This window comes from Acidovorax sp. GW823-FHT05D11, from assembly GCF_058795695.1.
Map to the genome: position 1 here is coordinate 2270131 of NZ_CM179502.1, position 26080 is coordinate 2296210.

The window sequence follows — 26080 nt, forward strand, 5'->3', positions numbered from 1 at the left end:
CCGGCATCCATGAACGACGAGAACCCCCACCACCGCCCCACACCGCCCCCCGGGCCAGCGCCAGCGCCTGCGGCCGCCGACGTGCCGCCGGTGGAAACCTTGCGCCCGGTAGCCTACCTGGAGCTCAAGGCGGCGGCGCTGCTGCTGTTCACGCTGGCGCTCATCGTGGGATCGGGCCTGTACCTGCTGTACGCGCGCGGTGCGTTCGAGCCCACGCAGACCCTGGTGCTGACCGCCGACGACTCCGAAGGCGTGGTGGTGGGCATGGACATGACCTTCTCCGGTTTCCCCATTGGCCGCGTGCGCCGCATCGAACTGGCCGAAACCGGCAACGCCCGCATCATCGTGGACGTGCCGCGCAAGGACGCCCACTGGCTGCGCGAATCCAGCGTGTTCACACTGGTGCGGGGCATCGTGGGGGGCACCAACATCCGTGCCTACACGGGCATGCTGAATGACAAGCTCCTGCCGGACGGCTCCGTGCGCCCCGTGCTGCGCGGTGATGCCACCGCCGAGATCCCGCAGCTCATGGCCTCGGCCCGCGAACTGCTGTCCAACCTCAATGCCCTCACCGCGCAGGACGCGGCCCTGGGCGGCAGCCTGGCCAACGTGCGGGCGCTGACCGACCGCATCAACGGCCCGGGGGGCGTGCTGGGCGTGCTGATGGGCAACGAGGCCGATGCGAAGAAGATCGTGGCCACGTTGGAACGCACCAACGCACTGCTCGCGCGCCTGGATGGCATGGCGGCACGTGCCGATAAACAGGTGTTTGGGGCCGATGGCAGCAAGGACGCGCTGGTCCCCGAAGTGCGGGCCACGGTGGCCCAGCTGGGGGGCCTGCTGGCCGACACCCGCGCGAGCCTGCAGAAGGTGGACGCGGTGCTGGTGGAGGCGCAGGCCATCGGTGCCAATGCGCGGGAAGCCACGACCGACCTGGGCGCATTGCGCGCCGAGGTGGAAAGCAACCTGCGCAAGGTGGAGAGCCTGGTCAATGAGATCAACCGCAAATGGCCTTTCGCGCGGGACACGGAGCTCAAGCTGCCATGAAGCGTCTTATCCCCACGCCCCCTGCTGTGCTGCGGCGGCACCTGACCCATGCCGCGCTCCTGGCGGCGGTGCTGCTGCTGTCCGCCTGCTCCGGCAAGCCCCGGGTGCCCGACTGGCAGATGAACGCCCAGGCCTCCGCGCAAAAGGCGCTGGAAGCCTATCTGTCAGGCAATGACCGTGTCGACAGGCTGGAGTGGGACCGCGCCCGCGCGGAGGTCGCCCGCACGGGCCGCCCGGATCTGCTGGCCCGCCTGGAGCTCATGCGCTGCGCGGCGCAGGTCGCCAGTCTGGTGGCTGGCCCGTGTGAACGCTTTGAGCCATTGCGCGCGGATGCGGCGGCGCCGGAGCGTGCCTATGCCGACTACCTGGCCGGCAGCTTGCCGCCGCAAGGGGCAAGCCTGCTGCCCGAAGCGCAGCGCAAGGTGGCCGTGTCGGGGGATGGGGCGGCCTTGTCCGCCATCGAGGATCCGCTCTCGCGCCTGGTGGCGGCCGGGGTGCTGTTTCAGGCAGGGCGTGCCAGCCCGGCCGTGATTGGCAACGCCATCGATGCCGCGTCCACACAGGGCTGGCGGCGGCCTTTGATGGCCTGGTTGACGCTGCAGGCGCAGCGCGCTGACGCTGCAGGAGACGCGGAGTCGGCATCGGCGCTGCGGCGGCGCATTGCCATCGTGGAGCAGGGCGCCGCAGGCTTGCGCTAGCGGGCCGGGACTCCAGGGGCGATTCTCAGCGCAACCGTGCCTGCAGCTGTGTTTCGATGTGGTCCCGCTCCGAGGCAAACTGCTGGGCGCTGATTTCATTTGCCTCGTATTTGCGCGCCGTGGAAAGCAGAAGCACGGTGTTCTCCAGCCGTGTGTCTTGCTGCAATGAAGGGGGCAGGGCCGTCAGGCGGTCGAAGCTTTGTTTGTAGAGTTCGCTCCAGCTCAGCGTCCCCGCCTGGGCCTGGGCGCGGGCGCCATCATGCCAGCGGGCGAACTCTTCGAGGGAGCTGTCGCGCGGGCTCGTGCAGCCCAGGAGGCCCGCGATCAGCGCCAGGGCGGACCAACGCCATGCGATGGCGTGAGAGGAAGAGGAATTCAGGCCTGCAGAGATTCGAAAACGTGTGGTCACGATCGTCCTCCATTCTTGAATGACAACGGAAATGCCGTTGTGCAGCGCCAGATGGTACTCCGATGCTATGATTTTTTCTACTTTGCCAAAAAAGTGCAGAAGCGCGCACCGGATGTGGGCAATCTACGTGCCCTGGCAACCCAGTGCCGGCAGTCCGCTACTGGAACAGGCTCGTGGGCAGGAGCTGGTCCAGCCCATGGGGCAAGAGCGACATGGAGTCCACCGACTGCACCGCCACATCGGGCATCAACAAGGATGCCGCTGCAAGTACCGCAAGCACGACCGTACCGGCAAACGCTGCAAGTGCGCGGGCTCCGGGGGGCAAAGGGTGGCGTTTCATGATGGTTCCTTTGTCAAAAAAGGTGGGAGTCGCAATGACCTCCCGGGCCAGCCTCAATGGCTGATAGCGGGATTTCAGCAAAGCAACCGGTGTGCGTCTGTCAGACAACTGCGATACCGGGCGCTGGCTGGACGCTGTTGCCTTTGGTTGCAATTGCTGGGATGAAGAAGAGCCCCCGGGTGTCCGGGTGCTCGCAGGGGTGAATCTGTAGGACCCGGCCCATGGCGGATGGGCAAGGCTTCCGACCTGCCGGCCGGGCAAGGCACTCCCACAATCACCGCAGCCCGGCAGGGCCCTTCAGGCGAGGGCTGGCGCGACCGGGCTTTTCCCTTGGCTGCTTGCAGGCCGTGCGCTGCGGATCGGCGGCGGCAGCCCTCCGGCCCTTGACCAGTCAGCGAGAAAGGAAGTCCCCATGAAAGAGCCACTACTGCAGCAGGGCGAGGGCACGGATGCGATGGGTGCCATGCCTTCGACCAGCAGCCCGTCTTACGCCACCCGTACCTCCGTGCAGGCGGCCTTTGACCATTTCGCATCGCATGTCACGCGGTGGGCCGGATCTCCCGGCATGTTCTGCGCCGCGCTCCTCATGGTGCTGGCCTGGGCCGTCACCGGTCCGATCTTTCACTTTTCAGAGAACTGGCAACTGGTCATCAACACGGGAACCACCATCGTGACGTTCCTGATGGTGTTTCTCATCCAGCAAAGCCAGAACAAGGACAGCGTGGCCATTCACCTCAAGCTCAATGAGCTGCTGGCGGCCAATCGGCATGCGAGCAACCGCATGATCGGCATCGAGGACCTGGACGAACAGGACCTGCGCGAGGTCGCGAGCTTCTATGTGCGCTTGGCCGAACGGGCCAGACAGGCCGGCAGGGACAAGTGCGCGCACTCCATTGACGAAGAAGGCATGTCCGCTTCGGCCATGGACGCGCATCGCCCCGCCCATGCGCGCGAGGCCGTTGCGGTTCTCGGCGCAGGCTGCAGTGGGCGGGAAGGGGCTTTGTGAATGGGGGCGTGGATCCTGCACGCCCACCTTGAAAACGTCCGCAGGTGCTAGGAATCCAATGTCGTCCGCGTCGCATCGCGTTCCATGCGGCAGCTGTCCAGCGAGGGCAGCCAGTCGGGAATGATGGAGCCGGAAGACAAGGTGGAGGTGAACCTGAAGGCGTGGTGGGGATAGGCTTTTGCCAATGCCGCGCGACCTTGCTGGGAAATGCCGAAGACCTCCGCCACCTGGTCGCGGGCCCCCACATCCGGGAGCCGGACGTCAACAAGCTGCGCGGCCGCCAGCACCCGAAGCTTGTCCACGTCGCAAGGCTTCTCGACGGTCTTGGGCAACTCGGTCTGTGCAAGGGCGAACAGTAGCTCCATGGGCATGTTGCACTCCGTAGGGGGGTGGAGTGACTTATTGTGAATAGAGCAGATTCTCATGACAACAGATCGCACTTTTTGAAACAAATTCTGCAATTTGTTGCAATTTCGGTTGTGTTGCCACGACCACGTGTCCGACTGGCGGGCAGGCATATGACTGACATCCGCGCACGAACGCGGGGCATTCAATGAAGCTTGCATGACGGGCCCGTGGGGCGATTGCCAGCGCTGGAGACAGCACCGAGAAACGGGCCCCCTGGTGATGAGAATGCGAGGCTGAGATGCAAAATGACCTGTTGAATCAAGCGCACGTCCGGGAATCCATTGCCGGGGAGGAGGATCCGGGCGCCGCGCTGGACGTGGTAAGGGCCATGGTGGGCCGAAATCCTGATGAGGCGCATTCCCCGCATGGGGTCAACGCAAAAATCAATTTCAGCTGCAGTGATGGCAAGGAGAACATCGCCGTCGACGTGGTCTGGCCGCGGCACCATGCAAAGGAAGATGTCGCAAAGCTGCTGGGGCTTGTGATGGCCCACCATGGCGCCATCGCGGACACGGCCTGGTCCTTGTTTGCCGCCACCGGAAAGAGCCCCATGGAGCTCGAGGTGGACGAGGGACAGGACGGCGTCTTCTATATCAATCGCAGAGATGCGTGAGGCGAAAGCAGGGGCGGTCGATGACGTTCCTGGCGGAGTTTTCATCGATTTTTGAAGCGGCGTGTCTTCGTCGAATGGAGTTTTAGGGTGGCGCGGCTTCAGTCCAGCGCTTTCAGGGCGCTGGATATCGACACCGCAGCCTGCCCATAGCCCTCCCAGGCGCCGTTGCCCACGGGCAAACGTGGCCCTACGTTCTGGATATTCCAGTGCGCACCGCTGCCCAGCATGTCCAGTTCCGGCCACGATACCGGGACCGATATGCCCATCCCGGGGCGTGCGCGGGCCGTCCAGGCGCTTGCTGTCGTCGCTCCGAAACCATTGCGAAGGTAGTCCACGAAGACCTTGCCCACGCGGTTTTTGGGCCCGCTCTTGGCCACGAACCGCTGTGGAATCGTCTGTGCCAGATGCCGCACCACCGCCTGGCTGAATCCCTTGACCGTTTCCCAGTCATGAAGCCGCTTGATCGGCACGACGATGTGCAGGCCTTTGCCTCCGCTGGTCTTGAGAAAGGCGGGCAGGCCCAGCTCGGTGAGCATCAGGCGCACCAAGGTCGCTGCTTCCTGCACGTGGGTCCAGGGCACTCCCTCGCCGGGGTCCAGGTCAAAGGTCATCCGGTCCGGTCGCCCTATCCTGTCCTTGCGGGCATTCCATGTATGCAACTCGACCGTGTTCATCTGCGCGGCCGACAGCAGCCCTTGCGGGCCCGCGATTTCAAGCAGAGCAGGGTGCCCGGGAAAAAGGCTCTCCGCGAGCTGCCGCACGCCCTCCATGCGGCCAGTCTCCAGGTGCTTCTGAAAGAACAGTTCACCGCTCACCCCGTCTGGTGCTCGGACGAGGGAAACCGGGCGGCCTTCCAGGTGGGGCATCAGCAGCGGCGCCACGGTGGCGTAGTAGCGGATGAGGTCGATCTTCGTGGTGCCGGTGGATGGGTCAATGACCCGCTCGGGATGCGATACGCGCAACGAACCGATCCCGGAGCCGGCGGCGGCCGGGTGTTTCGCCCACTGCTTCGGCCTTTCCTGGACAATGGCCTGGGGCGGCTTGTCATCGCGCAGGCCATGAAACACGGAGTGCCGGATTCTGCCTTCCTTTGTCCATTCTCCAAACGAGACTTCGGCGAGGAGCTTCGGCTCGACCCAGTGGGCTTTTTTCCCGATGGCGCGCGGATTGGCGAACGGGCTCGCGCTGGTGCGCAGCGCACGGAGCCTTCGGCTCAGATCGGCCAGGACGCGTTCACTGAACCCCGTACCCACATTGCCCGCATAGCGCAGTGTGCCGGTGTCGTCGTGGACACCGAGCAGCAAGGACCCAATCCCCGTGCGAGATCCCTGCGGGTCGGTGTAGCCGCCGATCACGAACTCCTGGCGGTGGGTGCACTTGAGCTTGATCCACTCCGCGCTGCGCCGAGAAGCGTACCCGCCCGCCTTGAGTTTTCCGATGACCCCTTCAAAGCCCAGCTTGCAGGCCGAGGAAACCAGGTCGGCCGGCCGCGCTTCAAAGGCCTCGCTGAAGCGCACCCGGTCGGTGGGTGCCCCTTCCACGACCTTGCGAAGATGCTCCCGCCGCTCCACGAGAGGAAGCGCACGAAGGTCGTGGCCATCCGCGTAGGGCAAGTCGAACACATAGAAAACCAGTGCTTGCGTGGACTGGCCATCGAATGCATTTTGCAGCGCCTGAAAGTCTGGGACGCCATGGGCATCGGGCATGAGCACTTCACCGTCGATCCAGCCGGACTTCAACGCAAGCCTGGCGATGGCCGCCGCCAGGTCCGGCATCCTGGCCGTCCAGTCATTGCCGTTGCGGGTGAACAGCCGCGCCTTGCCTCGTTCCACGCGGGCCAGGAGGCGGTAGCCGTCGAACTTCAGCTCCCAGATCCAGCCCGTGGTGTCATGGGGTGGACCGTCCACCAAGGTGGCGAGCTGGGGCGACAGCGTCTCCGGGAGCGGCGCTGTAGGCGCCGTCATCGCGCTCGTCTGGCGCTTGGCGGACGGCACCACGCCGCCGGGCCTTGCCGGGGCCTTTCGGGGCGCGGAGACCGCGGGCGCCGCCGCGACGCTGTCGGGCATTTCATCCACCACGCTGAACTCGTGGCCGGGGCGTTCCAGCCCGTCGTGTTCCTTGATGAGCAGCCAGGGTGGCTGCTTCTCCCCTGCGCGGCCGTGCATGCGCACCAGCGTCCAATGGCCCTGGAGCTTGTGCCCGTGAAGCTCGAACTTCAATTTCCCCTTGCGGTAGCCCTCGTGGGGGTCCCCGACCGGCACCCAGTAGCCGCGATCCCAGATGATGACCCGGCCGGCACCATACTGCTTCGCCGGAATCTGGCCTTCGAAGCTGTTGTAGGCGATGGGATGGTCTTCCACCTGCACCGCCATGCGCTTGTCGGCCGGATCGTAGCTCGGCCCTTTGGGCACGGCCCAGCTCTTCATCGTGCCGTCCAGTTCAAGCCGCAAGTCATAGTGCAGGCGGCTGGCCCAGTGCTTCTGGATCACATACTGCAGGGCATCGCCGCCCGGCACACCGCCTTCCGCGGGCTCCGGCGTCAGCGCAAAGTTGCGCTTCTTCCTGTACTGGGCCAAGGGCTCCTTCATGGTGGCTCGAGGCGACTATGCCGCAGAACGGCGTCCGGGGTGGGCGCGTTGCCTTGGGGGTGCCATGGCAGGCCCCACTACCGCGAAACCAGGTACTCGCGGACCTTGTCGGCGGACGGGCCGGCCGGGGCTTCCGCGACGCCCAGGCTATGGGCCCAGTCGCGCACTTCACAGGGTTCGCTGAGGTTGATGAAACGGCGGTCCTGTACCGTCTGGCTTTTGTCATCGCTCATTGCCGGCTCCTTGAATGAACGGCCAAAGCTATCACGTGGCTAGGCTGCACGGTGTAGGACAAGACTTCTATGAAGCGGTGCGCGACACACCCGGCCTTCTGAACGGCATCCACTGAAGAAGTGGGCCTGTCGGGTGCTTTCCACTGTCGGGTGCTTTCCAATCCGCTACCAAGGCAGGGTGAACGTCTTGCAGTTGGTGAACGACTTGATCGCCTCCTGCACCCCTTCCTTGTAGCCCAGGCCCGAGTCCTTGATGCCGCCGAACGGCGTCAGCTCGATGCGGTAGCCGGGCACCTCCCAGAGGTTCACGGTGCCGACCTGCAGTTCCTTGGCAAAGCGGGTCACGTCGTCCATGCGGTTGGTGCAGATGCCCGACGACAGGCCGAAGGCCGTGCCGTTGGAGATGCGGATCGCCTCGTCGATGTCCCTGAAGGTGATGACGGGCGATACGGGGCCGAAGGTCTCTTCGCGCACCACGGTCATCTCCGGCCGCACCCGGTCCAGCACCGTGGGGGAGTACAGCGCGCCCTCGCGCACATTGCCCGCCAGCAGCCGGGCACCCTGGGCGATGGCCTCGTTCACCACCTTCTCGAAATGGCGGGCCGCGGCCTCATCGATCACCGTGCCCATCTCGGTGGCCTTGTCCATCGGGTCGCCATAGCGCCATGCCACCGTCTTGGCCACCACGCGCTCGGTGAACTCGGCCGCCACCTTCTCATGCACCAGCATGCGCTTGACCGCCGTGCAGCGCTGGCCCGAGTTCTTGTACGAGCCCTGCACCGCCAAGTCGCTGGCCTTGTCCAGGTCGGCATCGTCCATCACGATCAGCGGGTCGTTGCCGCCCAGCTCCAGCACCATGCGCCGGTAGCCGGCCTTCGACGCAATGTACTTGCCGATGGCCACCCCGCCCGTGAAGGTGACCAGATCCACATGGCGGTGGGTCAGCAGCTCATCGGCGATCTCGTGCGGGTCGCCGGTCACGACCTGCAGCATCTCCACGGGCAGCCCGGCCTCGTACAGCAGGTCCGCAAAATAGTAGGCCGACAGGGGCACCTTCTCCGAGGGCTTGAGCACCATGCGGTTGTTGGTGGCCACGGCTGGCACCACCTTGTGCGCCACCTGGTTCATGGGGTGGTTGAAGGGCGTGATGGCCGTGATGACGCCCAGCAGCGGCTCGCGCGTGGTGATCACCTTGCGCTTCTTGCCGTGCGGCGTGAGGTCGCACGAGAACACCTGCCCATCGTCGCGCAGGGCTTCGTTGGCGCCGAAGTTGAGCACGTCGGCCACGCGCCCGATCTCGTAGGTGCTGTCCTTCTTGCACAGGCCCGACTCCGCGGTGATGATGTTCGACGCCTGGTCGGTGCGCTCGCGCAGCAGCGCCGCCGCACGGTTCAGGATGGCCGAACGCTCGTAGCGCGACAGCGTGGGCACATAGGCATGGGCGATGTCCATCGCCCGGCGCACGTCCTCCACGCTGGCCATGCCCACCGTGCCCACGCGCTCGCCGCTGTAGGGGTTGACGACGTCGATGCTGCGCTCCGTGCGCACCCTGGCGCCGCCGATGCGCAGGGCCTCCGCGCGGAAGTCCACGCTTTCCATGATGCAACTCATGCTGCCTCCTTGATTGCTGCCGTGTTGGCTCCGATGAAGTTCTTGCCGCGTGCGCCGGTCAGCGCATGGGCCACCATCTGCTGCGCCTGGGCGTCGCTCACGCCGTAGTCGGCAAAGCGCGTCTTCACGCCCAGTTCCTCGATGAAGCGGGCCAGCCGGGTCGGCGCGCCGGCCAGGTTTCCCAGCGCGCTTTCCAGCACGGCGTCGCGCTCCGGGTTCTGGCCAATGGCGCGCTCCAGCACCATGGGCAGCGGAAAGCTGCAGGCAATGCCGTGCGGCAGCCCATAGCGCAGCGTCATCTCGTAGGAGATCGAGTGCGCCAGCGCCGTGCGCGTGTTCGAGAAGGCCATGCCGGCCTTCAGGGCCGCCAGGGCCATGCGGCCGCGCAGCGCCGCGTCGTCCAGGTGCTCCATCAGCTGCGGCAGGGTCTCCAGGATCTCGTGCACCGCCGCCACCGCGAAGGTGTCGGACACGGGGTTGGCATTCACGTTCCAGATCGACTCCAGCGCGTGCGACAGCGCGTCCAGCCCGCTTTGCAGCGTGACCGAGGCGGGCAGCGACAGCATGAGCTCGGGGTCGATCAGCGCGATGCTGGGCCAGGTCTCGGGCAGGTGCAGCGAGTACTTCTTCTGCGCACCGCGGTCCCATATCGTGGCCCAGGGCGTCACTTCGCTGCCGGTACCGGCCGTCGTCGGCACGGCGATGAGCGTCTTGGTCCGCGCTGGCGTGAAGGCCTTGCCGGATGCCAGCAGCGCCACCAGTTCAGAGAAGCGCCCGCTGGGCGTGGCCACCATCAGCGCCTTGGCGGTATCGATGGCACTGCCACCGCCCACCGCAATGATCACCTCGGCACTCGCGGCCCCACCGGACCAGAAGGCGTCGTAGACCGCCGCAAGCTCCGCAACGTCCGGGTTGGGACGCACATCGTCGATCACACCGGCCAACTGGTCGCCCAGCAGGCTCTCGATGCGGGCCACCAGGCCCAGTTGGCGGGCCTCCGGAAAGGTGACCAACAGCGCCCGCCGGCCGCCCAGCAGCTTTGGCAGGGACAACAGTTCCCCTGCCCCGTAGACGCTGCGTACGGGGTTCAAGTATTCATGTGGCATGGAGAAACCTCTAGACGGAGGAAAGGGCGTGGTTCAACGCGAGATCGAAAACGTCGAAATTGCGCAACCGCCGGCCGGGGGCGACGCCCTTCAGGGGCCGGTTGAACAGCAGCGGCACCTTCTGCTCCGAGATGCCGCCGTGCGAGCGCAGGGGCACGGTCAGCCCGCTCAGGTCGTGCCGCGCCGCACTGGTGCCCAGCACCGTGAGGTGGTCCGACACCACCACCAGGTCGCCGATGCGGTCGCCCGCCAGCTCGAAGCGTTGCACCGCCTCCTCGCGCGTCAGCACCACCTCCACGCCCGGCAGTGCCAGTAGCGCACTGCGCACACCCTCCAGCGTGGCGCCGGCATTCACGTAGATGGTTGCGAACGAGCCCAGTGCTCCGTGGTGCACCACATAGGGATCGGTGATGGGCAGGATCACCCGCGTACTGCCCGCACCGAGCTGTGCATCCAGCTCCTGCTGCAAGTAGACCACGCGCGGGTTGCCCGCGGCGTCGGTCTTGGGGCTCATGCCATGGTCGGCGGTGAGGCCGATGACCGCGCCCAGCGCATCGAGCTGGGCGAGGTAGCCGTCCATCATCGCGTAAAAGGCGTTGGCCTCCGGCGTGCCCGGTGCGCACTTGTGCTGCACGTAGTCGGTGGTCGACAGGTACATCAGGTCCGGCCGGCGGGTCTCCATCAGGCGCACGCCGGCCGCAAAGACGAACTCGCTGAGGTCGGCGCTGTACACCGAGGGCACGGGCCTGCCCACCAGCTCCAGCACATTGTCGATACCGCACTCGGCCAACGTGGCCTTGTCGGCCTTCTCGGCCGAAAAGCAGATGCCCTTGAGCCCGTGGCCGAGCATGGTGCGCAGCTTGTCCTTGGCCGTCACGGCCGCCACCAGCGCACCGGCCTCGGCAAAGGCGGCCAGGAGCGTGGGGGCGCGCAGGTACTCGGGGTCGTTCATCATGACCTCGCGGTCGGCGGCCACGTCGTAGAAGTAGTTGCCGCAGATGCCGTGCACCGAAGGCGGCACGCCGGTCACGATGGACACGTTGTTCGGGTTGGTGAAGCTGGGCACCACGCAGTCCCCGATCAGCGAACTGCCCTGGGCCAGCATGCGCTTGAGGTACGGCGCCGCGCCGGCCTGGATGGCCTGCGTCACGTAGTCGGGCTCGCAACCATCCACGCAGACCACCACCACCGGGGCTTGGGGTCGGGCATACTGCCGGCCGTTGGCCTGCACAGTGTCAACAACGGTATTCATCAACGGGCTCCTTTTTGAATCCAGGCACGCAGCCGGGTCGAGATGGTGTCGGCCACCATCACCATGGCGATAATCACGGCGATGCAGGTGGCGGTGTCCTGGTACTGGAACAGCTTCATGCTGCCCACCAGTTCGAATCCGATGCCGCCCGCGCCCACCATGCCCAGCACGGTGGCCTGGCGCAGGTTGGTCTCGAAGCGGTAGAGGACCACGGCGATCCATGCGGTCACCACCTGGGGCAGCACGGCAAAGATGATGGTCTGTATGGGCCCGGCCCCCGTCGAGCGCAGTGCCTCGATGGGCCCCTGGTCTATCTCCTCGATCGACTCGGCGAAGAACTTGCCCAGCATGCCCGCTCCATGCACCGCCAGGGCCAGCACGCCCGGAAACGGCCCCAGCCCCACGGCGGCAACGAACACCAGTGCCAGGATGATCTCGTTGACTCCGCGCGTCACGTTGAACAGCTGGCGTGTGAACTGGTAGACCAGCATGTTGGGCGTAAGGTTGCGCGCGGCGAAGAAGCACACGGGTATCGCCAGGAGCACGGCGAGCAGCGTGCCCCACACGGCGATCTGGATGGTCTCTATCGCCGGGACGATCAGCTTGTCCAGAAACGCCCAATTGGGCGGCAGCATGCGCCCCAGGAAATCGCCGATCCACGGCAGTCCCTTGGCCAGTTCGCCAAAGCTGACCTGCGCGCCGCGCGCGGCCCACCACAGCACTCCGACGAACAGCGCTCCGATTCCGATGCGCGGCCACCACCCCAGCCCGCCACTGGGCCGGGCCACCAGAAAAGTGTAGGAACCGATGTTCATGCGCTTGCCTCCTCAAGTTTCAACTGGCGCAGCGCGGGCGCTGCTGCGGCTGCCACGGCAGGGGCGCTGCGGCTGCGGGCGTCGTTTTCGTCCAGTCCGGGGTAGATGCGCTTGAGCACCTCGTCCGTCAGGCCCTCGGGCCCGCCGTCGTAGACGATGCGCCCGCCCGACACGCCCACGATGCGTTCGCCGAACTCGCGTGCATAGTCGATCTGGTGCAGGTTGCAGACTACGGTGATGCCCAGTTCGCGGCTGGCCTGCTTGAGGTAGTTGAGCACCGTGCGCGAGGTCTTGGGGTCCAGGCTGGCGACCGGCTCATCGGCCAAGATCACCTTGGGCTGCTGGGCCAGCGCACGCGCAATGCCCACACGCTGCTTTTGCCCGCCCGAGAGCGTGTCGGTGCGCAACCCGGCCTTGTCCTGCAGTTCCACGCGGCGCAGGCATTCGAGCGCAATCGCCACGTCCTTGCGAGGAAAGATCTGCAGCCACGACAGCACCGCAGGCACCGCCCCCATGCGGCCCGTCAGCACGTTCTTCTGCACCGACAGGCGGGGCACTACGTTGTAGTGCTGGAAGATCATCGCCACCTGGCGGCGCAGACCGCGCAAGCTTGCGCCGCCGGACTGGGCCAGTTGCCCGTCGATGTGGATCTCGCCGCTCGTGGGCTCGGCCAGGCGGTTGATGCAGCGCAGCAGCGTCGACTTGCCGGCGCCCGAAGGCCCCAGGACCACGAGGAATTCCCCCGGTGCCACGTCGAGGTCGATGCCCGTGAGCGCGTCGAAGTCGCCGTAGCGCTTGTTCAGACCACGGATCCTGATCATTTCATGGCCCTCAGGTCGAGGTTCAGGATCTTGGCCGTCTCGCGGATGATGTCGTAGGCCTTGTCGTTCGTGGGATGAAAGCCGTTGAGCATGCCCTGGTCCGACCAGGGGATGTCCTTCACGTCCAGGAAGGCGGCCTGCACGCGCCTCTTGAGGTCCGCATCCAGGTCCTTGCGCCAGACGGTGGGCGACTCGGGGATCGGGTCCGACTTCCACACCACCACCAGGTCCTCGCGCTTGGCCAGGCCCTTGGCGATGGCGGCATCCAGGATGCGGTCGGCAATCGCCACGGCCTCGATCTTCTTGTTCTGCACCGCCACGGCATTCGAGTCGTGCGAGCCGGAGAAGATCACGCGGCCGAAATCCTTGTCGGTGTTGAAGCCTTCCTTCATCAGGCCGGCCTTGGGGAACAGGTGGCCCGAGGTGGACGTCGGGTCCACGAAGGCGAAGGTCTTGCCCTTGAGGTCGGCCACGGTCTTGATGCCGCTGTCCTTGTGGGCCACGATGAGGGAGTGGTAGAAGGCCCGGCCGGCCTTCTTGGTCTCGGCCACGGCAAAGGCCTCGATGGGCGCCACGGTGGTGCCCATCACGTACGAGAAGGGGCCGAGGTAGGCAACATCCAGCCGCTTGGAACGCAGGGCCTCGATCACGCCGTTGTAGTCCGCCGCCACGAAGGGCTTGACCGGCATGCCCAGCGACTTGGACAGCATGTCCATCATGGCCTGGCTGTTGGCGATCATGGCCCGCGAATCCTCGGAAGGGATCAGGCCTACCGTGAGGACGTTGGCTGCCCTGGCAGGGTTGAGGCCGGCAAGCGGCGGGGTTAGCAGCACGGATGCGCTGGCCAACAGAGATCGGCGCGTGAGTTTCATCGATGTCTCCTGTCTGGTGGGTTTGAACCTCTTTTTGCACTGCCTACCAAGCACAGTGCATGGGGCAACTGTCGGTGGTGCGGGACTATCTTGCAAATTCAAGTTTTTTTACCGATCCATTCATTTAATCTATAGTTGGCCCGGGATAACACGGAGGCGACTGTCATGCGGTTGACGCAATTGAGGTCTTTTCATGCGGTGGCGACCGAAGGGAGCTTTACCCGCGCAGCGCAGGCCTTGCACGTGAGTCAGCCCACCGTGACCACGCAGGTTCAGCAACTCGAGGAGCTGTACAAAGTTGAACTTTTTCACCGAACGGGGCGCCGCATTCGCCCGACAGAAATCGGAGAGCGATTGCTCCAGCTTTCGCGCCAGATGTTCGACCTTGAGCAAGAAGCCGTGCAAATTCTTCGAGACGCAGGCGAACTGCGTTCGGGGCATTTGCGTGTTGCGGCCGTGGGCCCTTCACACGTGACGAAGATGCTGGCGGCGTTTAACCAGAGATACCCGGAGATCCAGATTTCGGTAGGAACCGGCAACTCGGAAGATGTGTTGAGCCGGCTGCTGGACTACCGGGCGGACGTCGGTGTCCTGGCGCAGGTGCTCAAAGACAAGCGTTTCGTGTCGGTTCCGTATAGCGAACACCCCATCGTTATTTTCTGCAATGCAGACCATCGGTTCGCCCGCCGCCGCAGCATCCGCACCGCAGAGCTGCAAGGCGAAAAATTGATTTTGCGCGAGCAAGGGTCCACCACACGCAAGGCCATAGAACTGGCGCTCAAGGCTGCGGATGTGCAGCCGACAGTCGTCATGGAGGTTGCCAGCCGGGAGATCATCCGGGAGGCCGTGCTCCAAGGACTGGGCGTCGCGGCGGTCTCGGAGGTGGAGTACGTGCCCGGTTCAGGTTTGCACGCGGTGCGAATCAGCGATGCGCAAATCAGGACCTATGCACACGTCGTGTGCCTGGCGGAGCGCAGGGACACGCGTCTCATCCGGGCGTTCTTCAACATCATCGGGCGTGACTCTTAGTCTCTTGGTCGCGCAGCTGCGTACGGATGGAGGGACAGGCTGCGTGTCGCTCGCCAGCGAGGCTGACATGGAGCGATTCCTGGGCCGGGTGCCTGGCTACTAGCAGGCGGGGGCCTTGCGCAGCTTCTTGTCCTCGTACATCCTCATGTCGGCATTGCGCAGGATGTCCCTGGAGCTCTCACCGTCCTGGGGCCAGACGGCGCCTCCGATACTGACCTTGATTTCGATGGGCTGGCTGTGGCCCAGCAGGGCGAAGCCGTTGAGGTGCGGCTTCAGCCTGTCGACGATGAAATGCAGGTTCTTTGCATTCTCAGCATCGCGAATGATCATCACGAATTCATCGCCTCCAAGCCTGGCCACAAAATCCGTGTTCCTCGCGTGCTTCTTCAAGCGCTGCGCGAATTCCACCAGCACCTGGTCTCCCACGGAGTGTCCATGGCGATCATTGATCTGCTTGAACTCATCGAGATCAATCAAGGCCAATGCGAACCTGTGGGTCTCGCGTTTCGCACGCTCGATGGACTCATTCAGGATGACGTCAAAGGACCTGCGATTGGGCAGGCTTGTCAGTGGATCGGTATTGGCGATGCTGTCCACTTTCTTGTGGGCGCTTTCCTCGCACACGAGAATGATGCAGCAGTTCCAGGCAATCGTGAACGAGATCAGGACCAGGTACAGATACGCGTGATACGGACTCTGGATGACCGCCGCGCGGTCTTCCGCGAAGAAAATGAAACTCCAGCGCAAGCAGAATGCGATGGAGAGCGATGTGAGATACAGCGCGGAGAGATTCTGTGCGGAGAAGCGCACCGGCCAGTTCCAGTGAGCGATGTGGTAGGCCATGCCCAGGGTAAAGGCCACGACCACAGCGTCAAGAATGAGGTACCTGGCGGCATCCTTGCCGTAGACAGCTGCCATGGTGACGATCATCACCACGGCAAACCACGGCATTGCCAGGAAGGTGATCCTGGCCAATTTCGTTTTGCCGCGAAAATGCAAGGTGCCATGGAGCATGAAGGCCAGCGCCATGATGCCGAAGAAGTCATTGATGAAGCGTGCCGCAGGCGCCTTCAGTTCCACGAATATCGGGATCGAGAAGCCGATCATTGTGGATACCGACCCAGCAATCCACCAGTTGACGCCTTTGACGTCCTTGTTGCCTTTCCAGATCAAGGCAACAATAGGAGCGAGCGTCAACTCGGCGACTGCCAGGACGACACGCAAGGTGTCTCTGTCCAGCAGGTCAAGATTCATGATGCCCTCTAGTGACTTACCGCTCGTTTGTAACTTTATGTTCGCTGTTATATCCCTTCCCATCCGTGGGCGCCCTAGGGATAGTGCTGGGTAGCGAAGAGGTGCCCGCCGCGTCTCATGCTGGGTGCATTGAGACAGGACGCAGGGCCGTTGGCTTGCCGCGCCCTTGCCGCCGCGCTCCTGCCCCGTCCTGACGAAGTCGATGAGCTCTTGGATGCGAAAGAACGCGTCTTGCGGGAAGGCCTTCAGGCACGGGGTCCATGGGGTCGAAATTCCACCGTGGCTCCCAGCGCCTGCAAGTGGTCTTGGGAGCGGCGCAGGTGCACAAGATAGCCCTCCGCAACGGCAATTTCGGGTTGCATCGCCAGGGCCAGCGCTTCTTGTGGCGACAAGCCAAACGTCTGCTTGAGGAATTGCACGACCTTCATTTTCTGCGGACCGATGCCGCAGATGACCAGGGTGCCGTGCTGCCAGGCCGTGGTATCGGGCGGGAACGCAGGTTCCTTTGCCGTGTCCGCGCGGTTCTGGCGGTTCTCGAGCACCTCCCGCCAGAGCCGGGTTCCCAGGCTGGCCTCGGCTTCGACCACGTGCTGTGCAGCCGTGGCGTCGTCTTCCAGCCCGCGCAGCACCGCCAGCATGTCACCCAATTGCTGCAGACTGGGTGCGGCCTGCTCCGCCTCCCACCGCCCCGCTCCATGCGGCGCATAGTAGACGGGAAAGCCTTTCGCCTCCTGGTTGAGATCGATGAAGAACGGATCGCCGAACCCATTGAGAGCGACCACGTACCAGCCCGGCTGCCATTCGCCCGGTGCGATGCCAACCAGGCTTTCGCCGGTGATGCCGTGGTGGCGAAAGCCGCTTTGCCAACCCTCCCATTGCCCGGGCTGGGGGTAGTGGAAAGGCAAGGCCATGTCGCCCGCGACGATGGCGGCTTCGATGAACTGGCGTGCCGCGTCCGGCAAGATGGATGTCATGGCTGCCTCCTGGACGGCGTGCGGGGCCTTTGTGCTGCCGCCAGCGCGGCCTGTGTCTGTGACAGCGCGAGCAGACCGGAATGCTCATGCTGCCCTTGCATGGGTCCGGTGATTGCGGGTGCCGGACTCCTGGCGATGGACTTGAGGTGGTAGCAGGTCATGGTCAGCGTGCAGCCCGGCTGCATGTCGTCATGCAGAATAATGTACCGATCTACTTCTTGCGCTCTGTGAACGCCATGACGGTTGCCTTTGCATTGCATCACCCGGAGGGCCTGCACATCGCGTGCGGGCTGCAAGAGGCAGTCCTGGTGGACCGTCATGCGGCACTGATCGTGGTGCCGCGCGTACCCCGGGCGGTGCAGGGTTCGGACTGGACCTGGCATCGTCTCAAGGCCTGGAGTGACGGCGGTTTCATGGTGGGCATCGAGCTGGCGTTCTTCCAAGGTTCCTTGTCCGAATGCTGGCTCTTCCACGATGACGACAGCCGCTATGGCAGGGATTGGAGCGATTGGTCCGAACGCAAGGAGCACCGGCGCGCCAAGGCTTTGCGCGACTGGCTGGGCGCGCGGGGCTGGGCTTCTGGGCACCATGCCTGGGGCGAGGTTTGGGTGGGGTACGACCCGCGCACCGGCTTTGGGTGTGGCGGGGTGCGCTACGGCAGCGCAGATTCGCCCGCGGCCATGCGGGTGTGAAACCCCGATGTCACCGCGCCCGGCCTCAACGGCGTTCTGGCGCCCCGTGAAGAGGGCCCGGCTGGGCTCTGAGTTGCTGCTTGTTGCGGGCACGCGGCCGGTTTTCGCCCATGTCCCATTCCTGTACGTGGCCGCTAGGGCGGTGCAGCCCGAAATACCCTATCAGGCTGCTGCCCGTCCAGGTGCCGGCGTACCCCTGCGGTGCGGGTGAGAGGCTATGCACACCGACCACGGTGTAGTGCGCCGATCGCTCATGGAGCGTACAGCGCAGTTTGCCGGCCTGGCCAGGGTAGAGGGATGCCGCCACGGCGAGAATGCGGGCGCACTCGCGCTGGGGTACCTCCGGTACCTTGTCCGCCGCCCCAGCGAGAGCTGATGCAAGCGCGCAAGCCAGCGCCAGCAGGGCGTGAAGGCCCAAATCGATGGCCCGGTCTTGCGCGCCCAACTGGCTGGAATGTCCGAACATGGCGTTTTGCCCTCTCCCATGAGGAGGGGCCAGAGAAGGTTTTTGGAGGCCGGCGAAGGCCGGTGTCATGCACTCCACATGCCCGATGCGCGAGCCGGGACGGAACAATACGATGGGATTGTCGTTTGCCATGGTGCGTGGGGTGTCGCGGCAGGGCAGTGCGTCTGCATCCGAAGCGCTGGATGCTGGCGAGGTGGAGCAGAAAGAAGAGGCTACGGAAGGTCCTGTGCGCGGGTGCCCAACTTGAGGCTGGCGCAGAACACCGAGAACTCGCTTTTCTCATCAATGGGTGGGTTTTGCAATTGGACGAAGAGGTCGGGTGCGAACTGCACCAGCGTGACATCGGCGCCGCCCGAGCCCGCATAGATGCCCGTGTAATTTTTGACGCGATGACGCGACCAGCCCATGCGCACGGTGGTTTCGCCCTTCCATGCGGGTTTGCCGCAGAAGGTGGTGGCTTCAGCAGGCTGTGCGCCGGCCTGGGCATTCGACACCATCCATCGGCCGTCTTCCTCGCGCATGAATGTATCCAGGAGCGGACTGCCACCAGGCCATATGCGCACCACCTGCACACTCGGTCCCGGGGTACCGATGTTGATCACCCAATCGCACACGTTGTAGGGCGGCTGGCCGCCGTCTTCCTTGTCCTTGCATTCGCCCTGCTGCACAGGATCGGGCCGGGCCTTGACGATATTGATTGCGCACAAGCGCCCGTGGGGAGCGAGTTCCATCCGCTTGGGGCGGGTAGTCTTGTAGCCCACGGGTAGATCAAACTCGAGACCACAGGCGGCGACGGGGATCGTGGTGGGTTGGCCGGCTTGAGCGCAAGGGAGCATGCCCAGGGTGGCAAGCAACGCAAAGGCAGGTACTGTTCGCAAGGAAGGCTTCATCGGGGACTCTCTTTTGCATCGGAGGGCGCTGGCGGCGGCTGCATGAGCGGCGACCCCTTATGCTGTGCGCGGATGCTTTCCACGTAGGCCGGGCCAAACGCCCGGGCGCAGTCTGCTATTGGGTCGCATGCGATGCCTTGCAGTCGAAAGCCGTCGGGATAGCGTTGTTCAATAGCACAGAGCAGTGCATTCGCGTTCCAGCGCGCGGGCTCACCGTCCAGGGTGGCGCGGGCCTGCGGGTCGCCCGGCAATTCATGGAACTGCCAGTAGATGAAGAGGGCCGTGCCTGCGCCGCATTCAGGATGACCCACCACGCAACACAGAGGCTCGAAACCGTCGTTCGCGTTGTAGCTGCGACTGAAGCGGTCGAGTTGGTCGCTGGTGGTGAAGTGGGTGACGAGGGTGCACATCTCGTCATACCCGCATTCCAGGGCTTGCGCCACGCGATCGACAGTGTGTGTAGGGGTCATGCTCCTCCCTCGTCCCCGTTGCGCAGGCTCTGCAGCACCCTGGCGCTGAAATCCGGGCTCAAACGCCATTGGTTGTCGGCTTGCAGCAGATCACCTGCCATGGCGCGCGCCTGGAACCAGTCTTCCACGAACCCGGGTGCCCAGGCGCCGGTGCCGAAGTGTGCGCTGCCCACCATCGCGATGACTCCTGGGTAGGACTGCATAAAGCCTTCCTTCGACCGCACCGGCCGGCTGTGGCTCAGCAGCAGGAACTGGGTGGCGTACATCAGGTGCGAATTCGCGTCCGCATGCAGCGTGAAATAGCCCCTGTCCTCCACGATGGTCTAGGCCAGGCGGCGAATATTTGCGGGCATCTCCGGATCGGGCCACTGATCGCAGAGTTTCTGCAGCCGCGTGTTGAAAGGCGCGCTGCGCACATGTGCAAGGGCATCGTGCTTCACGTCCTCAGGATCGTCTTCGTACTCGGATGCATGCACGAGACCCCGCACGAAGGTTTCGAAATCCGCCGCGAGCGGGGTGATGCGGTAGTCCGCCTCCTGGTTGACGTGTACCACGCAAGGTTCGCCAGAAGGGCCACAGGCGCGATAGTCCAGCGCGATCATGTCGTGGCCGGCCGAGGGGCAGTCGCCGAAGTACACGCCGATGTCCGGGTAGTCCCATTCCTCGATCTTGAAACGGCTGCCGAGGCTGCCGCACAGGCTCCACTGCTTGCCGAATCCGATGCCCTTGAAGGCGCTGATCGCCACATGGTCCTCGGCCCAGGAGGTGGGCTGGTCGGTGGGGAAACGGCCGTGAGCGGGAATGCCGCCGTTCTGCGTCTGCATCAGCGCGATGTAGCTGGCCGGGAGTTTGTAGCCCAGTTCAGCCTCGACCGCCACAGTGGTTTCCGGCGAGGGCGCGGGCTCGACGTACTCCCTGCGCGCGTAGTCGCTGTCTACCCAGAACCCGACAAGGTCGAAACCGGCAAAAGGCGGTTTACCTGCGTTCATGCGTTCGTTCTCCCCTCGCTGGCTTGTTCATGGATTTGCACGTGGAATTTTCCTCGCTGGCAATCAGGATCCGCCAGGCCCGGCCTTACTGCCACTCCACCACATAGTCGTCTTTCAGCCGCCGCCCGGTGTTCATTTCGGATTCGGGCAGATAGCTGCCAGCATCTCGCTCCTGGCCCTGGAAGCGCACCTGGCGCTGCGCGCGCAGCACCTGCCGGCCGTCCGCGCCAGAGGCGGCCTGGCCCCACACCGCCGACTCGGCCGCGTTGTTGGCCGTCATGTTGGTGTGCAACAGCACCCGGCCGTCGCGCTCCACCAGGATCAGCAGCCAGCCGCTGCCGTAGATGGCGGTAAGCGGTGCATCGGCATGCACCAAGCGCGCCACGCCGTTGCGGCCGGTGCCGGTGCGCGTCTTCATCAGGTTCAGGAATGCGCTGCTGGTGATCTGCGCGCGCTCGAAGTCGCGCCGCAAGGCGGCAGCATGGCGCTGGGCTAGGCAATCTGACAGGGACTCCACCTCCTGCTGCGTAAACGCCGAGGGCGGCAGGTACAGGGTGTCGCCGCGGTCGTGGCCGCTGCGCTTGCTGGCGCCGCTCGTATCCAGGTTCAGGCCCAGGTTGTAGATGCGCGGGCTTGCCTGGCGCAGCCAGGGATCGAGGTTCTTGTAGTAGGCCTCGTAGTGGATGGCGGCCAGCACGACACCCCGGTAGCGGTAGCGCAGCTCTGCGCGCGAGCCGCCGGCCTCGTTCTCGCCCCAGGGCCGGGCGTCGACGATGAAATCGCCGCCGGGACAAGCCAGGTGCGTGACGGGCTGGAAGGATTGAGCCATGGCATGCGCTCCCATGAGGACGAGGCCGGAAAAGACTGTCATGAGGCGTTTCAATGCCAACACCATAAACCCCTTGCGCTCTTCTCGCATCTGGCATGCAGGGCCTGCACAATGGCGCCTCCAACACTGGCGAGATCAGCGGGATCATCGTTGATGCAGGGCAACAGACAACCCCGTGGAGCCTGTTCGGCCTCCAGGAGCGAGGAGCACCATGCCTCAACGGGGTAGCGTTGAACCCGTCAGGTCAAAAAAAAGCCCCATCTGTGAAGAAGGGGCTTTGGATGTGGGGGACTTCGTGGGACGGATTGATCAATCTGTCCAGGTCCTTGATTTTTTAGCTTACTGGCGGAGAGGGCGTCTACATCCGCCATATCCAAGGACGTCCAATAGTGGTCTATGGAATTCTGTAAGTCATTGAAATTAATGGATTTTATCAGCGTAGATAGTCCATCGATGTCCAACAAAACATTGCTCTATCCAAGCTAAAAAGGCATACAAAAAGGTATACTAAAAATCATCGCAATTGGTATACAGAGGGCTCATTGTGGGATCGCACACGCCCGGCAAACTGCCGGCAATTGTTCTAACCAAACTGAAGGATGGTTGGCACGGAGACGGTGGGGGGCTGTACTTGTTTGTCCGAGGCACTTCCAGATCCTGGGTTTTTCGGTACACCGGCACGGATGGCAAGCGTCGAAACATGGGACTGGGTAGTCTCGCGGCCGTTGGGCTGTCGGAAGCCAGGAAGTTGGCGCTTGACGCTAGACAGCAGGCTCATCATCCAACAACGCCAGTTGATCCCGTTGCTGTGCGGCGGGCCCAGGTGAACGAGCGTCGCTTGGCAAAGGCCCGCGAAATGACGTTCGAGGAATGCGCGACGGCCTGTATTGATGCCAAGCGCCATGAGTGGAAGAACCCCAAGCACATCGCGCAGTGGACGAGCACACTGGAAACTTATGCCTACCCATTAATGGGCAAGCTACCGGTGAACTCGATTGATACCGATCTGGTGGTGAAGTGCCTGCAACCCATTTGGACCACCAAGACAGAGACGGCAGCCCGCTTGCGAGGTCGTATTGAAACAGTGCTGGCTTGGGCCACCACCAGTAAGTACCGGCAGGGTGACAACCCAGCACGCTGGCGGGGGCACTTAGACACCCTGTTGGCGAAGCCATCGAAGATTGCGAAGGTAGAGCACTTCAGCGCCTTGGCATATCAGTCGGTGCCATCCTTCATGGTGGAACTCCGCGCAAAAGAGGGTCTGGGGGTCAAAGCCCTGGAATTTGCGATTCTGACCGCCGCTCGCTCTGGTGAAGTTCGGATGGCAACTTGGTCCGAAATCGATATTGACCGCAAAGAGTGGGTCATACCAGCAGGGCGAATGAAGGCGGGCAAGGAGCACACCATCCCACTTTCTAAGTCTGCACTAGATCTGCTTCGCAACCTTCCAAAACTGGAAGGTTGCGAGCTCATATTTCCGAGTGCCACAAAGGAGAACAAACCTTTGTCCGATATGACGCTCACCTCGATTCTCCGGAGGATGGGTCACACAGACATCACAGTGCACGGTTTTCGCTCCAGTTTTCGTGACTGGGCAGGGGATACGACGCACTTCCCAAAAGAGGTTATTGAAAACGCACTGGCGCATCAGCTCAAAGACAAGGCGGAGGCCGCTTATGCGCGCAGCACGCAATTGGCAAAGCGAAGAGAATTAATGGACGCGTGGGCGGCGTATTGCTCAACGCCCCGCATCAGCACTGACCTCAAAATTTCCAGGTATGCCCAGATTGGCGATTTGATTAAGAAGAAATGAGTTTTGAAACGCCTCAGGGGCGATTCACAGAGCCTAATATGGATGCGTATTGATGATCTTGAGCAGTACCGTGCGAAACTCCTCGCGCTTCGCGCCATGGTGCGCTTTGCGGTGATCGTTTGGACAGAGCGCAATGACATTTTTCTCCCTATCGAGACCGCCTTCAGAAAGCGGGATGATGTGGTGTGTCTCTAGGTAGATCTGCCCACCGGAAGTTCTGAATCCGGGAGTCTTGCAATACTCGCAGAGCCCCAAGGCACGATTAAGCACGGCCTGGCGCACGGCGCCGTCTCGGACAAAGACCGAACCGGACACCACTCTACGTTCGGGCTCGTCACTACCAAGCTCGCTAATCGAAAACTGATCGACCGTCGGCGCAGCCGGTACACCACGGCGCAAAAGAATCTCACCATCCTCCCGAATATCAACGATGGCCCATGGAGTCGGATCAAGGAGACGAGCCTTAACTTTGTTCGTAGTCTTGCCAAGCTCGCCATTTGTTCCATCGACGATGATCACTCTAATGGGTAGTTGAGCCTCTCTTGCGTGGGAAAGAGCCGCTAGCAATCGCGCACGCCGCGCTTTGCGCGTTCCATCCCGTTCGGCTCTAGCGTGCACGTCTAGATTGAATCGTCTTTGGATTGCGCCACGCTCGGATTCGAGATCGCGGTGCCAAAGTGTGATCACTACTTTTTCCCCGTCGTCGAAAGCCCACTCGTAGCAGTACTTCGGGTTTACGCGCGCCTTAGTTGGCCCACCCTTGAAGTTGGACCAGTCAGAGACGTCAATACCTGCTTCGGCAACGAGATCCATGATGAAGTGAAGCTTGGTTGGTCTGAGATCCGCAATTGTTGCCACATGAACTCCTTTGGTGGGATGCCCTTGACCATAACGTGTGGCTTGGCACCGGGCCTCAAAACTATGACCTATCAGATTGAATATGGCCTCATTCCGCGCTTTATCGCCGCCACGGATGAGTCTGTTTAAATCAGCCGAGCGGTCGCGCGACGAGCGAATTCATCGGGTTACGCAACAATTTTGACAAGGCACGTAGCGATCATCGGATGGCTCGCGGAGAGACCAGTCCTGTGGAGGCTGCCATGGGGCTATTCCAAGATAGGCAAGCGAGATGCCGGAAGACCATTCTTCACGTAGAAGGCCTCCAGGCGATTGCGTCCTGGGTCACCCGCCCTCAGGCTGAGGAACCTTGCTGCATTGCCTGAAAACAGGCGCTTGAGCCGGTCTGCGTCCTTTCCATCACCGATGGTGAACACTTTGGTCCGGAAGTACTCGTATACGCTACCCGAGAAAACGTCATAGGACTTGTCTAGGCCGAGCATCGTCCAATCGGTCCCGAACATTAGGTGTTGACAGTCGGGGTCGAACTCGGAAATCCACCGCCTTAAGGTCACCGTGTATGCAGCCAGCTCAGGATCTGTCTTGCCGAAAATCTCCGAGAGATAGCTGATATCACCGAACACGGGCGCCATCGGATTCGCTTTCAAGTGGCGGCCCAGCGTCCATTCCCAACTGGACTCAGGCAGAGGCTTGCCTCTCTGCGAGTCCGACACGGCTGCGAAATGCCCGAAATGGGCCAAGCAGACTCTCAACGTCGGCCACTTGCGGAAGACCGGAATCCAGAACTCAGGATCTGCGCGCTTGGAGTAGTCATTGCCGCCGCTGTTACTGTCGTTGGCGTGAGCGATAACGCTCCCGCCCTCACGCACACAAGTGTCGAACAGGCGGCCCATGGCCTTGTCCAACGCTGCGCCAAGGTGGCGCGAACCATCTGCTGGACGAATCTCGCACTTCGCCGTCGACGAATCGACAGGCTGTCCGTTGAGCAGCTGCCGGAAGGTTTTGGTGTCAGGGTACGTTTGGCACGTGGCCAACTCGTTGTCAATGGCTCTGAAGCCCATGGGTGGATACAGCTTGACCCCAACAAAGCCGTGCAGACGTATCGCGTCCGTTACAACCTGCAGCGGGTCGTAGTCCTTGCGGATACCTTTGTCGAACAGTACCTGCCGAAGCGGGTCGAAGCCGACATACCCGTGTACAGCCGGTCCCTTCTTCCGCAGCGCGACGCGTCCCATTACCTCCACCTGACGAGGCATTGGCGAATTCTCAACATGCTCGCCGAGCCAGTTATCGTAGTCGACGATTGCTGGGCAGAGCAGCAAAGGAATGAAGCCTTGGCGCGCATGGTCGGCGGCCAGCTTTTCCGCTAGAACGTAGCGGTAGCGAGTAAACAAGCCAAACCAACGAAGTAGCAGGCCCAAGTCAAAGGTGGACTTGTAGGCCCGTTCGGCTACGAGTTTTGCGCCGTCGTCTGGAATTGGGCCGCTCATGACCGAGACTGAGGTATCGCCTGCAGCACGTAACAACGCGCGGCGCACCTTCTTGATGCCTCTGTCCTCGGGAGTGTCCGAGACACCCATCGCGCCAGATGCGGCGAACTCCGCGATGGCATTTATGACCGCCGACTCGTTGACCTTGTCGTCCGCGTTAACCAGATTGACCTGTTCGCCCTTTAGGACCTTTATCTCGTCGTCAGCCGACGGTGCTTTCGTACGCCCCACGATCCATGTGAAGAGTGCAATCAGCCCGTCCAGCGCATCGGGGTCTTCGATGGAAAGCGTCTTGATAGCGTCCTTGGGGTAGTGCTCCAGAACGACGATCTTGATGAACCTGACTGTCGGCAAATCGCTGCTGTTGAAGAGGTGGCAGTGGATGTCCACAAGCCCTGTACCCTTCGGCGCCGTTGGACCGGTGGCAGGTTTCGTTGTGCAGCCAGGCAGCGGCAGGCCGCCCAATAGGGCGCCGCCGGTGGCCAATAGAAGTCGTCTTTTCATCAA

The 26080-nt window shown here is 63.1% G+C and carries 28 protein-coding genes; 7 read left to right on the plus strand and 21 right to left on the minus strand.

What is annotated here, in order from left to right:
- Positions 1 to 9 precede the first annotated feature (9 nt).
- A complete protein-coding gene (locus tag AC3RCE_RS10530) occupies positions 10 to 1047 on the plus strand; it encodes an MlaD family protein (RefSeq protein WP_218338889.1) in 1038 nt (345 codons plus the stop codon).
- Positions 1044 to 1745 carry a hypothetical protein gene (locus tag AC3RCE_RS10535; RefSeq protein WP_492255125.1) on the plus strand — a complete coding sequence of 234 codons (702 nt, stop codon included), beginning with the start codon at positions 1044 to 1046 and terminating at the stop codon, positions 1743 to 1745. The genes AC3RCE_RS10530 and AC3RCE_RS10535 overlap by 4 nt, the downstream gene beginning before the upstream one ends.
- Positions 1746 to 1770: 25 nt before the next feature.
- Here AC3RCE_RS10535 and AC3RCE_RS10540 read toward each other — a convergent pair whose 3' ends face one another.
- Positions 1771 to 2154 (minus strand): hypothetical protein, encoded by a 384-nt coding sequence (locus AC3RCE_RS10540; RefSeq protein ID WP_369642265.1) that lies wholly within the window; start codon positions 2152 to 2154, stop codon positions 1771 to 1773.
- 157 nt (positions 2155 to 2311) lie between these two features.
- Positions 2312 to 2494: a hypothetical protein gene (locus AC3RCE_RS10545; protein WP_218294274.1), complete on the minus strand. Its 183-nt coding sequence runs from the start codon at positions 2492 to 2494 to the stop codon at positions 2312 to 2314.
- A gap of 412 nt (positions 2495 to 2906) precedes the next feature.
- Here AC3RCE_RS10545 and AC3RCE_RS10550 point away from each other — a divergent pair, with 412 nt between their 5' ends.
- Positions 2907 to 3500, plus strand: a complete 594-nt coding sequence (locus AC3RCE_RS10550) for a low affinity iron permease family protein (RefSeq protein ID WP_218294275.1) — start codon at positions 2907 to 2909, stop codon at positions 3498 to 3500.
- Positions 3501 to 3547: 47 nt separating this feature from the next.
- Here AC3RCE_RS10550 and AC3RCE_RS10555 read toward each other — a convergent pair whose 3' ends face one another.
- The gene (locus tag AC3RCE_RS10555; RefSeq protein WP_218294276.1) at positions 3548 to 3871 is read right to left on the minus strand and encodes a hypothetical protein; all 324 of its coding nucleotides are present in this window, start codon (positions 3869 to 3871) and stop codon (positions 3548 to 3550) included.
- A gap of 275 nt (positions 3872 to 4146) precedes the next feature.
- On the opposite strand from AC3RCE_RS10555, the gene AC3RCE_RS10560 reads away from it, so the two are divergent.
- Positions 4147 to 4521, plus strand: coding sequence for a glycosyltransferase family protein (locus AC3RCE_RS10560; RefSeq protein WP_218294277.1), 375 nt, complete (start codon positions 4147 to 4149; stop codon positions 4519 to 4521).
- A gap of 98 nt (positions 4522 to 4619) precedes the next feature.
- On the opposite strand, the gene ligD is transcribed toward AC3RCE_RS10560, so the two are convergent.
- The 8 genes from ligD to phnD all read right to left on the minus strand — a co-directional run bounded on the left by ligD (position 4620) and on the right by phnD (position 13819).
- Positions 4620 to 7109 (minus strand): DNA ligase D, encoded by a 2490-nt coding sequence (gene ligD / locus AC3RCE_RS10565; RefSeq protein WP_492255126.1) that lies wholly within the window; start codon positions 7107 to 7109, stop codon positions 4620 to 4622.
- 77 nt (positions 7110 to 7186) lie between these two features.
- Positions 7187 to 7342, minus strand: a complete 156-nt coding sequence (locus tag AC3RCE_RS10570) for a DUF3606 domain-containing protein (RefSeq protein WP_492255127.1) — start codon at positions 7340 to 7342, stop codon at positions 7187 to 7189.
- Positions 7343 to 7507: 165 nt separating this feature from the next.
- Positions 7508 to 8953, minus strand: a complete 1446-nt coding sequence (phnY, locus tag AC3RCE_RS10575; protein ID WP_492255128.1) for a phosphonoacetaldehyde dehydrogenase — start codon at positions 8951 to 8953, stop codon at positions 7508 to 7510.
- Positions 8950 to 10059 carry an iron-containing alcohol dehydrogenase PsrA gene (gene psrA / locus AC3RCE_RS10580; protein ID WP_492255129.1) on the minus strand — a complete coding sequence of 370 codons (1110 nt, stop codon included), beginning with the start codon at positions 10057 to 10059 and terminating at the stop codon, positions 8950 to 8952. Before psrA ends, phnY begins: the two co-directional genes overlap by 4 nt.
- Before the next feature lie 10 nt (positions 10060 to 10069).
- Entirely contained in the window at positions 10070 to 11311 is a 1242-nt protein-coding gene (phnA, locus tag AC3RCE_RS10585; protein WP_492255130.1) for a phosphonoacetate hydrolase, read from the minus strand.
- The gene (phnE, locus tag AC3RCE_RS10590) at positions 11311 to 12126 is read right to left on the minus strand and encodes a phosphonate ABC transporter, permease protein PhnE (protein ID WP_492255131.1); all 816 of its coding nucleotides are present in this window, start codon (positions 12124 to 12126) and stop codon (positions 11311 to 11313) included. Before phnE ends, phnA begins: the two co-directional genes overlap by 1 nt.
- Positions 12123 to 12947: a phosphonate ABC transporter ATP-binding protein gene (phnC, locus tag AC3RCE_RS10595; RefSeq protein WP_369642272.1), complete on the minus strand. Its 825-nt coding sequence runs from the start codon at positions 12945 to 12947 to the stop codon at positions 12123 to 12125. The genes phnE and phnC overlap by 4 nt, the downstream gene beginning before the upstream one ends.
- Entirely contained in the window at positions 12944 to 13819 is an 876-nt protein-coding gene (gene phnD, locus AC3RCE_RS10600) for a phosphonate ABC transporter substrate-binding protein (RefSeq protein ID WP_218294285.1), read from the minus strand. Before phnD ends, phnC begins: the two co-directional genes overlap by 4 nt.
- A gap of 165 nt (positions 13820 to 13984) precedes the next feature.
- Between phnD and AC3RCE_RS10605 the strand changes: the two genes are divergently transcribed.
- Positions 13985 to 14848, plus strand: coding sequence for a LysR substrate-binding domain-containing protein (locus AC3RCE_RS10605; RefSeq protein ID WP_218294286.1), 864 nt, complete (start codon positions 13985 to 13987; stop codon positions 14846 to 14848).
- 99 nt (positions 14849 to 14947) lie between these two features.
- Here AC3RCE_RS10605 and AC3RCE_RS10610 read toward each other — a convergent pair whose 3' ends face one another.
- Positions 14948 to 16102, minus strand: coding sequence for a GGDEF domain-containing protein (locus tag AC3RCE_RS10610; protein WP_218294287.1), 1155 nt, complete (start codon positions 16100 to 16102; stop codon positions 14948 to 14950).
- Between the two features lie 245 nt (positions 16103 to 16347).
- Positions 16348 to 17064 carry an SMI1/KNR4 family protein gene (locus AC3RCE_RS10615; protein WP_492255132.1) on the minus strand — a complete coding sequence of 239 codons (717 nt, stop codon included), beginning with the start codon at positions 17062 to 17064 and terminating at the stop codon, positions 16348 to 16350.
- 248 nt (positions 17065 to 17312) lie between these two features.
- Between AC3RCE_RS10615 and AC3RCE_RS10620 the strand changes: the two genes are divergently transcribed.
- Positions 17313 to 17768, plus strand: coding sequence for a hypothetical protein (locus AC3RCE_RS10620; RefSeq protein WP_492255133.1), 456 nt, complete (start codon positions 17313 to 17315; stop codon positions 17766 to 17768).
- 25 nt (positions 17769 to 17793) lie between these two features.
- Here the strand turns inward: AC3RCE_RS10620 and AC3RCE_RS10625 are convergent, their stop codons facing one another.
- The 6 genes from AC3RCE_RS10625 to AC3RCE_RS10650 all read right to left on the minus strand — a co-directional run bounded on the left by AC3RCE_RS10625 (position 17794) and on the right by AC3RCE_RS10650 (position 21454).
- Positions 17794 to 18366: a hypothetical protein gene (locus AC3RCE_RS10625; protein ID WP_218294290.1), complete on the minus strand. Its 573-nt coding sequence runs from the start codon at positions 18364 to 18366 to the stop codon at positions 17794 to 17796.
- Positions 18367 to 18446: 80 nt separating this feature from the next.
- Positions 18447 to 19124 (minus strand): hypothetical protein, encoded by a 678-nt coding sequence (locus tag AC3RCE_RS10630; RefSeq protein ID WP_492255134.1) that lies wholly within the window; start codon positions 19122 to 19124, stop codon positions 18447 to 18449.
- Complete coding sequence (locus AC3RCE_RS10635; RefSeq protein WP_492255135.1) at positions 19121 to 19594, minus strand: hypothetical protein; 474 nt, start codon at positions 19592 to 19594, stop codon at positions 19121 to 19123. Before AC3RCE_RS10635 ends, AC3RCE_RS10630 begins: the two co-directional genes overlap by 4 nt.
- The gene (locus tag AC3RCE_RS10640) at positions 19591 to 19860 is read right to left on the minus strand and encodes a hypothetical protein (protein WP_492255136.1); all 270 of its coding nucleotides are present in this window, start codon (positions 19858 to 19860) and stop codon (positions 19591 to 19593) included. The genes AC3RCE_RS10635 and AC3RCE_RS10640 overlap by 4 nt, the downstream gene beginning before the upstream one ends.
- Before the next feature lie 57 nt (positions 19861 to 19917).
- A complete protein-coding gene (locus tag AC3RCE_RS10645; protein ID WP_492255137.1) occupies positions 19918 to 20583 on the minus strand; it encodes an SMI1/KNR4 family protein in 666 nt (221 codons plus the stop codon).
- 85 nt (positions 20584 to 20668) lie between these two features.
- Entirely contained in the window at positions 20669 to 21454 is a 786-nt protein-coding gene (locus tag AC3RCE_RS10650; RefSeq protein WP_492255138.1) for a hypothetical protein, read from the minus strand.
- Between the two features lie 502 nt (positions 21455 to 21956).
- On the opposite strand from AC3RCE_RS10650, the gene AC3RCE_RS10655 reads away from it, so the two are divergent.
- Positions 21957 to 23225, plus strand: coding sequence for a tyrosine-type recombinase/integrase (locus AC3RCE_RS10655; RefSeq protein ID WP_492255139.1), 1269 nt, complete (start codon positions 21957 to 21959; stop codon positions 23223 to 23225).
- A 33-nt stretch (positions 23226 to 23258) separates the two neighbouring features.
- Here AC3RCE_RS10655 and AC3RCE_RS10660 read toward each other — a convergent pair whose 3' ends face one another.
- On the minus strand, positions 23259 to 24038 hold the full coding sequence (locus tag AC3RCE_RS10660; RefSeq protein WP_492255140.1) for an HNH endonuclease: 780 nt from the start codon (positions 24036 to 24038) through the stop codon (positions 23259 to 23261).
- Positions 24039 to 24331: 293 nt separating this feature from the next.
- The gene (locus AC3RCE_RS10665; protein WP_492255141.1) at positions 24332 to 26077 is read right to left on the minus strand and encodes an amidohydrolase family protein; all 1746 of its coding nucleotides are present in this window, start codon (positions 26075 to 26077) and stop codon (positions 24332 to 24334) included.
- Between the last annotated feature and the right edge of the window lie 3 nt (positions 26078 to 26080).

Excerpts from the sequence above, each read along its gene's own strand:
- AC3RCE_RS10630 (WP_492255134.1), bottom strand. The coding sequence starts at position 19,124 with ATGAAGCCTTCCTTGCGAACAGTACCTGCCTTTGCGTTGCTTGCCACC.
- phnA (WP_492255130.1), bottom strand. The coding sequence starts at position 11,311 with ATGAATACCGTTGTTGACACTGTGCAGGCCAACGGCCGGCAGTATGCC.
- AC3RCE_RS10570 (WP_492255127.1), bottom strand. The coding sequence starts at position 7,342 with ATGAGCGATGACAAAAGCCAGACGGTACAGGACCGCCGTTTCATCAAC.
- AC3RCE_RS10620 (WP_492255133.1), top strand. The coding sequence starts at position 17,313 with ATGACGGTTGCCTTTGCATTGCATCACCCGGAGGGCCTGCACATCGCG.
- AC3RCE_RS10530 (WP_218338889.1), top strand. The coding sequence starts at position 10 with ATGAACGACGAGAACCCCCACCACCGCCCCACACCGCCCCCCGGGCCA.
- ligD (WP_492255126.1), bottom strand. The coding sequence starts at position 7,109 with ATGAAGGAGCCCTTGGCCCAGTACAGGAAGAAGCGCAACTTTGCGCTG.
- AC3RCE_RS10555 (WP_218294276.1), bottom strand. The coding sequence starts at position 3,871 with ATGCCCATGGAGCTACTGTTCGCCCTTGCACAGACCGAGTTGCCCAAG.
- phnD (WP_218294285.1), bottom strand. The coding sequence starts at position 13,819 with ATGAAACTCACGCGCCGATCTCTGTTGGCCAGCGCATCCGTGCTGCTA.
- AC3RCE_RS10625 (WP_218294290.1), bottom strand. The coding sequence starts at position 18,366 with ATGGCAAACGACAATCCCATCGTATTGTTCCGTCCCGGCTCGCGCATC.
- phnE (WP_492255131.1), bottom strand. The coding sequence starts at position 12,126 with ATGAACATCGGTTCCTACACTTTTCTGGTGGCCCGGCCCAGTGGCGGG.
- AC3RCE_RS10640 (WP_492255136.1), bottom strand. The coding sequence starts at position 19,860 with ATGTACGCCACCCAGTTCCTGCTGCTGAGCCACAGCCGGCCGGTGCGG.
- AC3RCE_RS10545 (WP_218294274.1), bottom strand. The coding sequence starts at position 2,494 with ATGAAACGCCACCCTTTGCCCCCCGGAGCCCGCGCACTTGCAGCGTTT.
- AC3RCE_RS10645 (WP_492255137.1), bottom strand. The coding sequence starts at position 20,583 with ATGAACGCAGGTAAACCGCCTTTTGCCGGTTTCGACCTTGTCGGGTTC.
- AC3RCE_RS10660 (WP_492255140.1), bottom strand. The coding sequence starts at position 24,038 with ATGGATCTCGTTGCCGAAGCAGGTATTGACGTCTCTGACTGGTCCAAC.
- psrA (WP_492255129.1), bottom strand. The coding sequence starts at position 10,059 with ATGCCACATGAATACTTGAACCCCGTACGCAGCGTCTACGGGGCAGGG.
- AC3RCE_RS10535 (WP_492255125.1), top strand. The coding sequence starts at position 1,044 with ATGAAGCGTCTTATCCCCACGCCCCCTGCTGTGCTGCGGCGGCACCTG.
- AC3RCE_RS10610 (WP_218294287.1), bottom strand. The coding sequence starts at position 16,102 with ATGAATCTTGACCTGCTGGACAGAGACACCTTGCGTGTCGTCCTGGCA.
- AC3RCE_RS10605 (WP_218294286.1), top strand. The coding sequence starts at position 13,985 with ATGCGGTTGACGCAATTGAGGTCTTTTCATGCGGTGGCGACCGAAGGG.
- AC3RCE_RS10635 (WP_492255135.1), bottom strand. The coding sequence starts at position 19,594 with ATGACCCCTACACACACTGTCGATCGCGTGGCGCAAGCCCTGGAATGC.
- AC3RCE_RS10665 (WP_492255141.1), bottom strand. The coding sequence starts at position 26,077 with ATGAAAAGACGACTTCTATTGGCCACCGGCGGCGCCCTATTGGGCGGC.
- AC3RCE_RS10650 (WP_492255138.1), bottom strand. The coding sequence starts at position 21,454 with ATGACAGTCTTTTCCGGCCTCGTCCTCATGGGAGCGCATGCCATGGCT.
- phnC (WP_369642272.1), bottom strand. The coding sequence starts at position 12,947 with ATGATCAGGATCCGTGGTCTGAACAAGCGCTACGGCGACTTCGACGCG.
- phnY (WP_492255128.1), bottom strand. The coding sequence starts at position 8,953 with ATGAGTTGCATCATGGAAAGCGTGGACTTCCGCGCGGAGGCCCTGCGC.
- AC3RCE_RS10550 (WP_218294275.1), top strand. The coding sequence starts at position 2,907 with ATGAAAGAGCCACTACTGCAGCAGGGCGAGGGCACGGATGCGATGGGT.
- AC3RCE_RS10560 (WP_218294277.1), top strand. The coding sequence starts at position 4,147 with ATGCAAAATGACCTGTTGAATCAAGCGCACGTCCGGGAATCCATTGCC.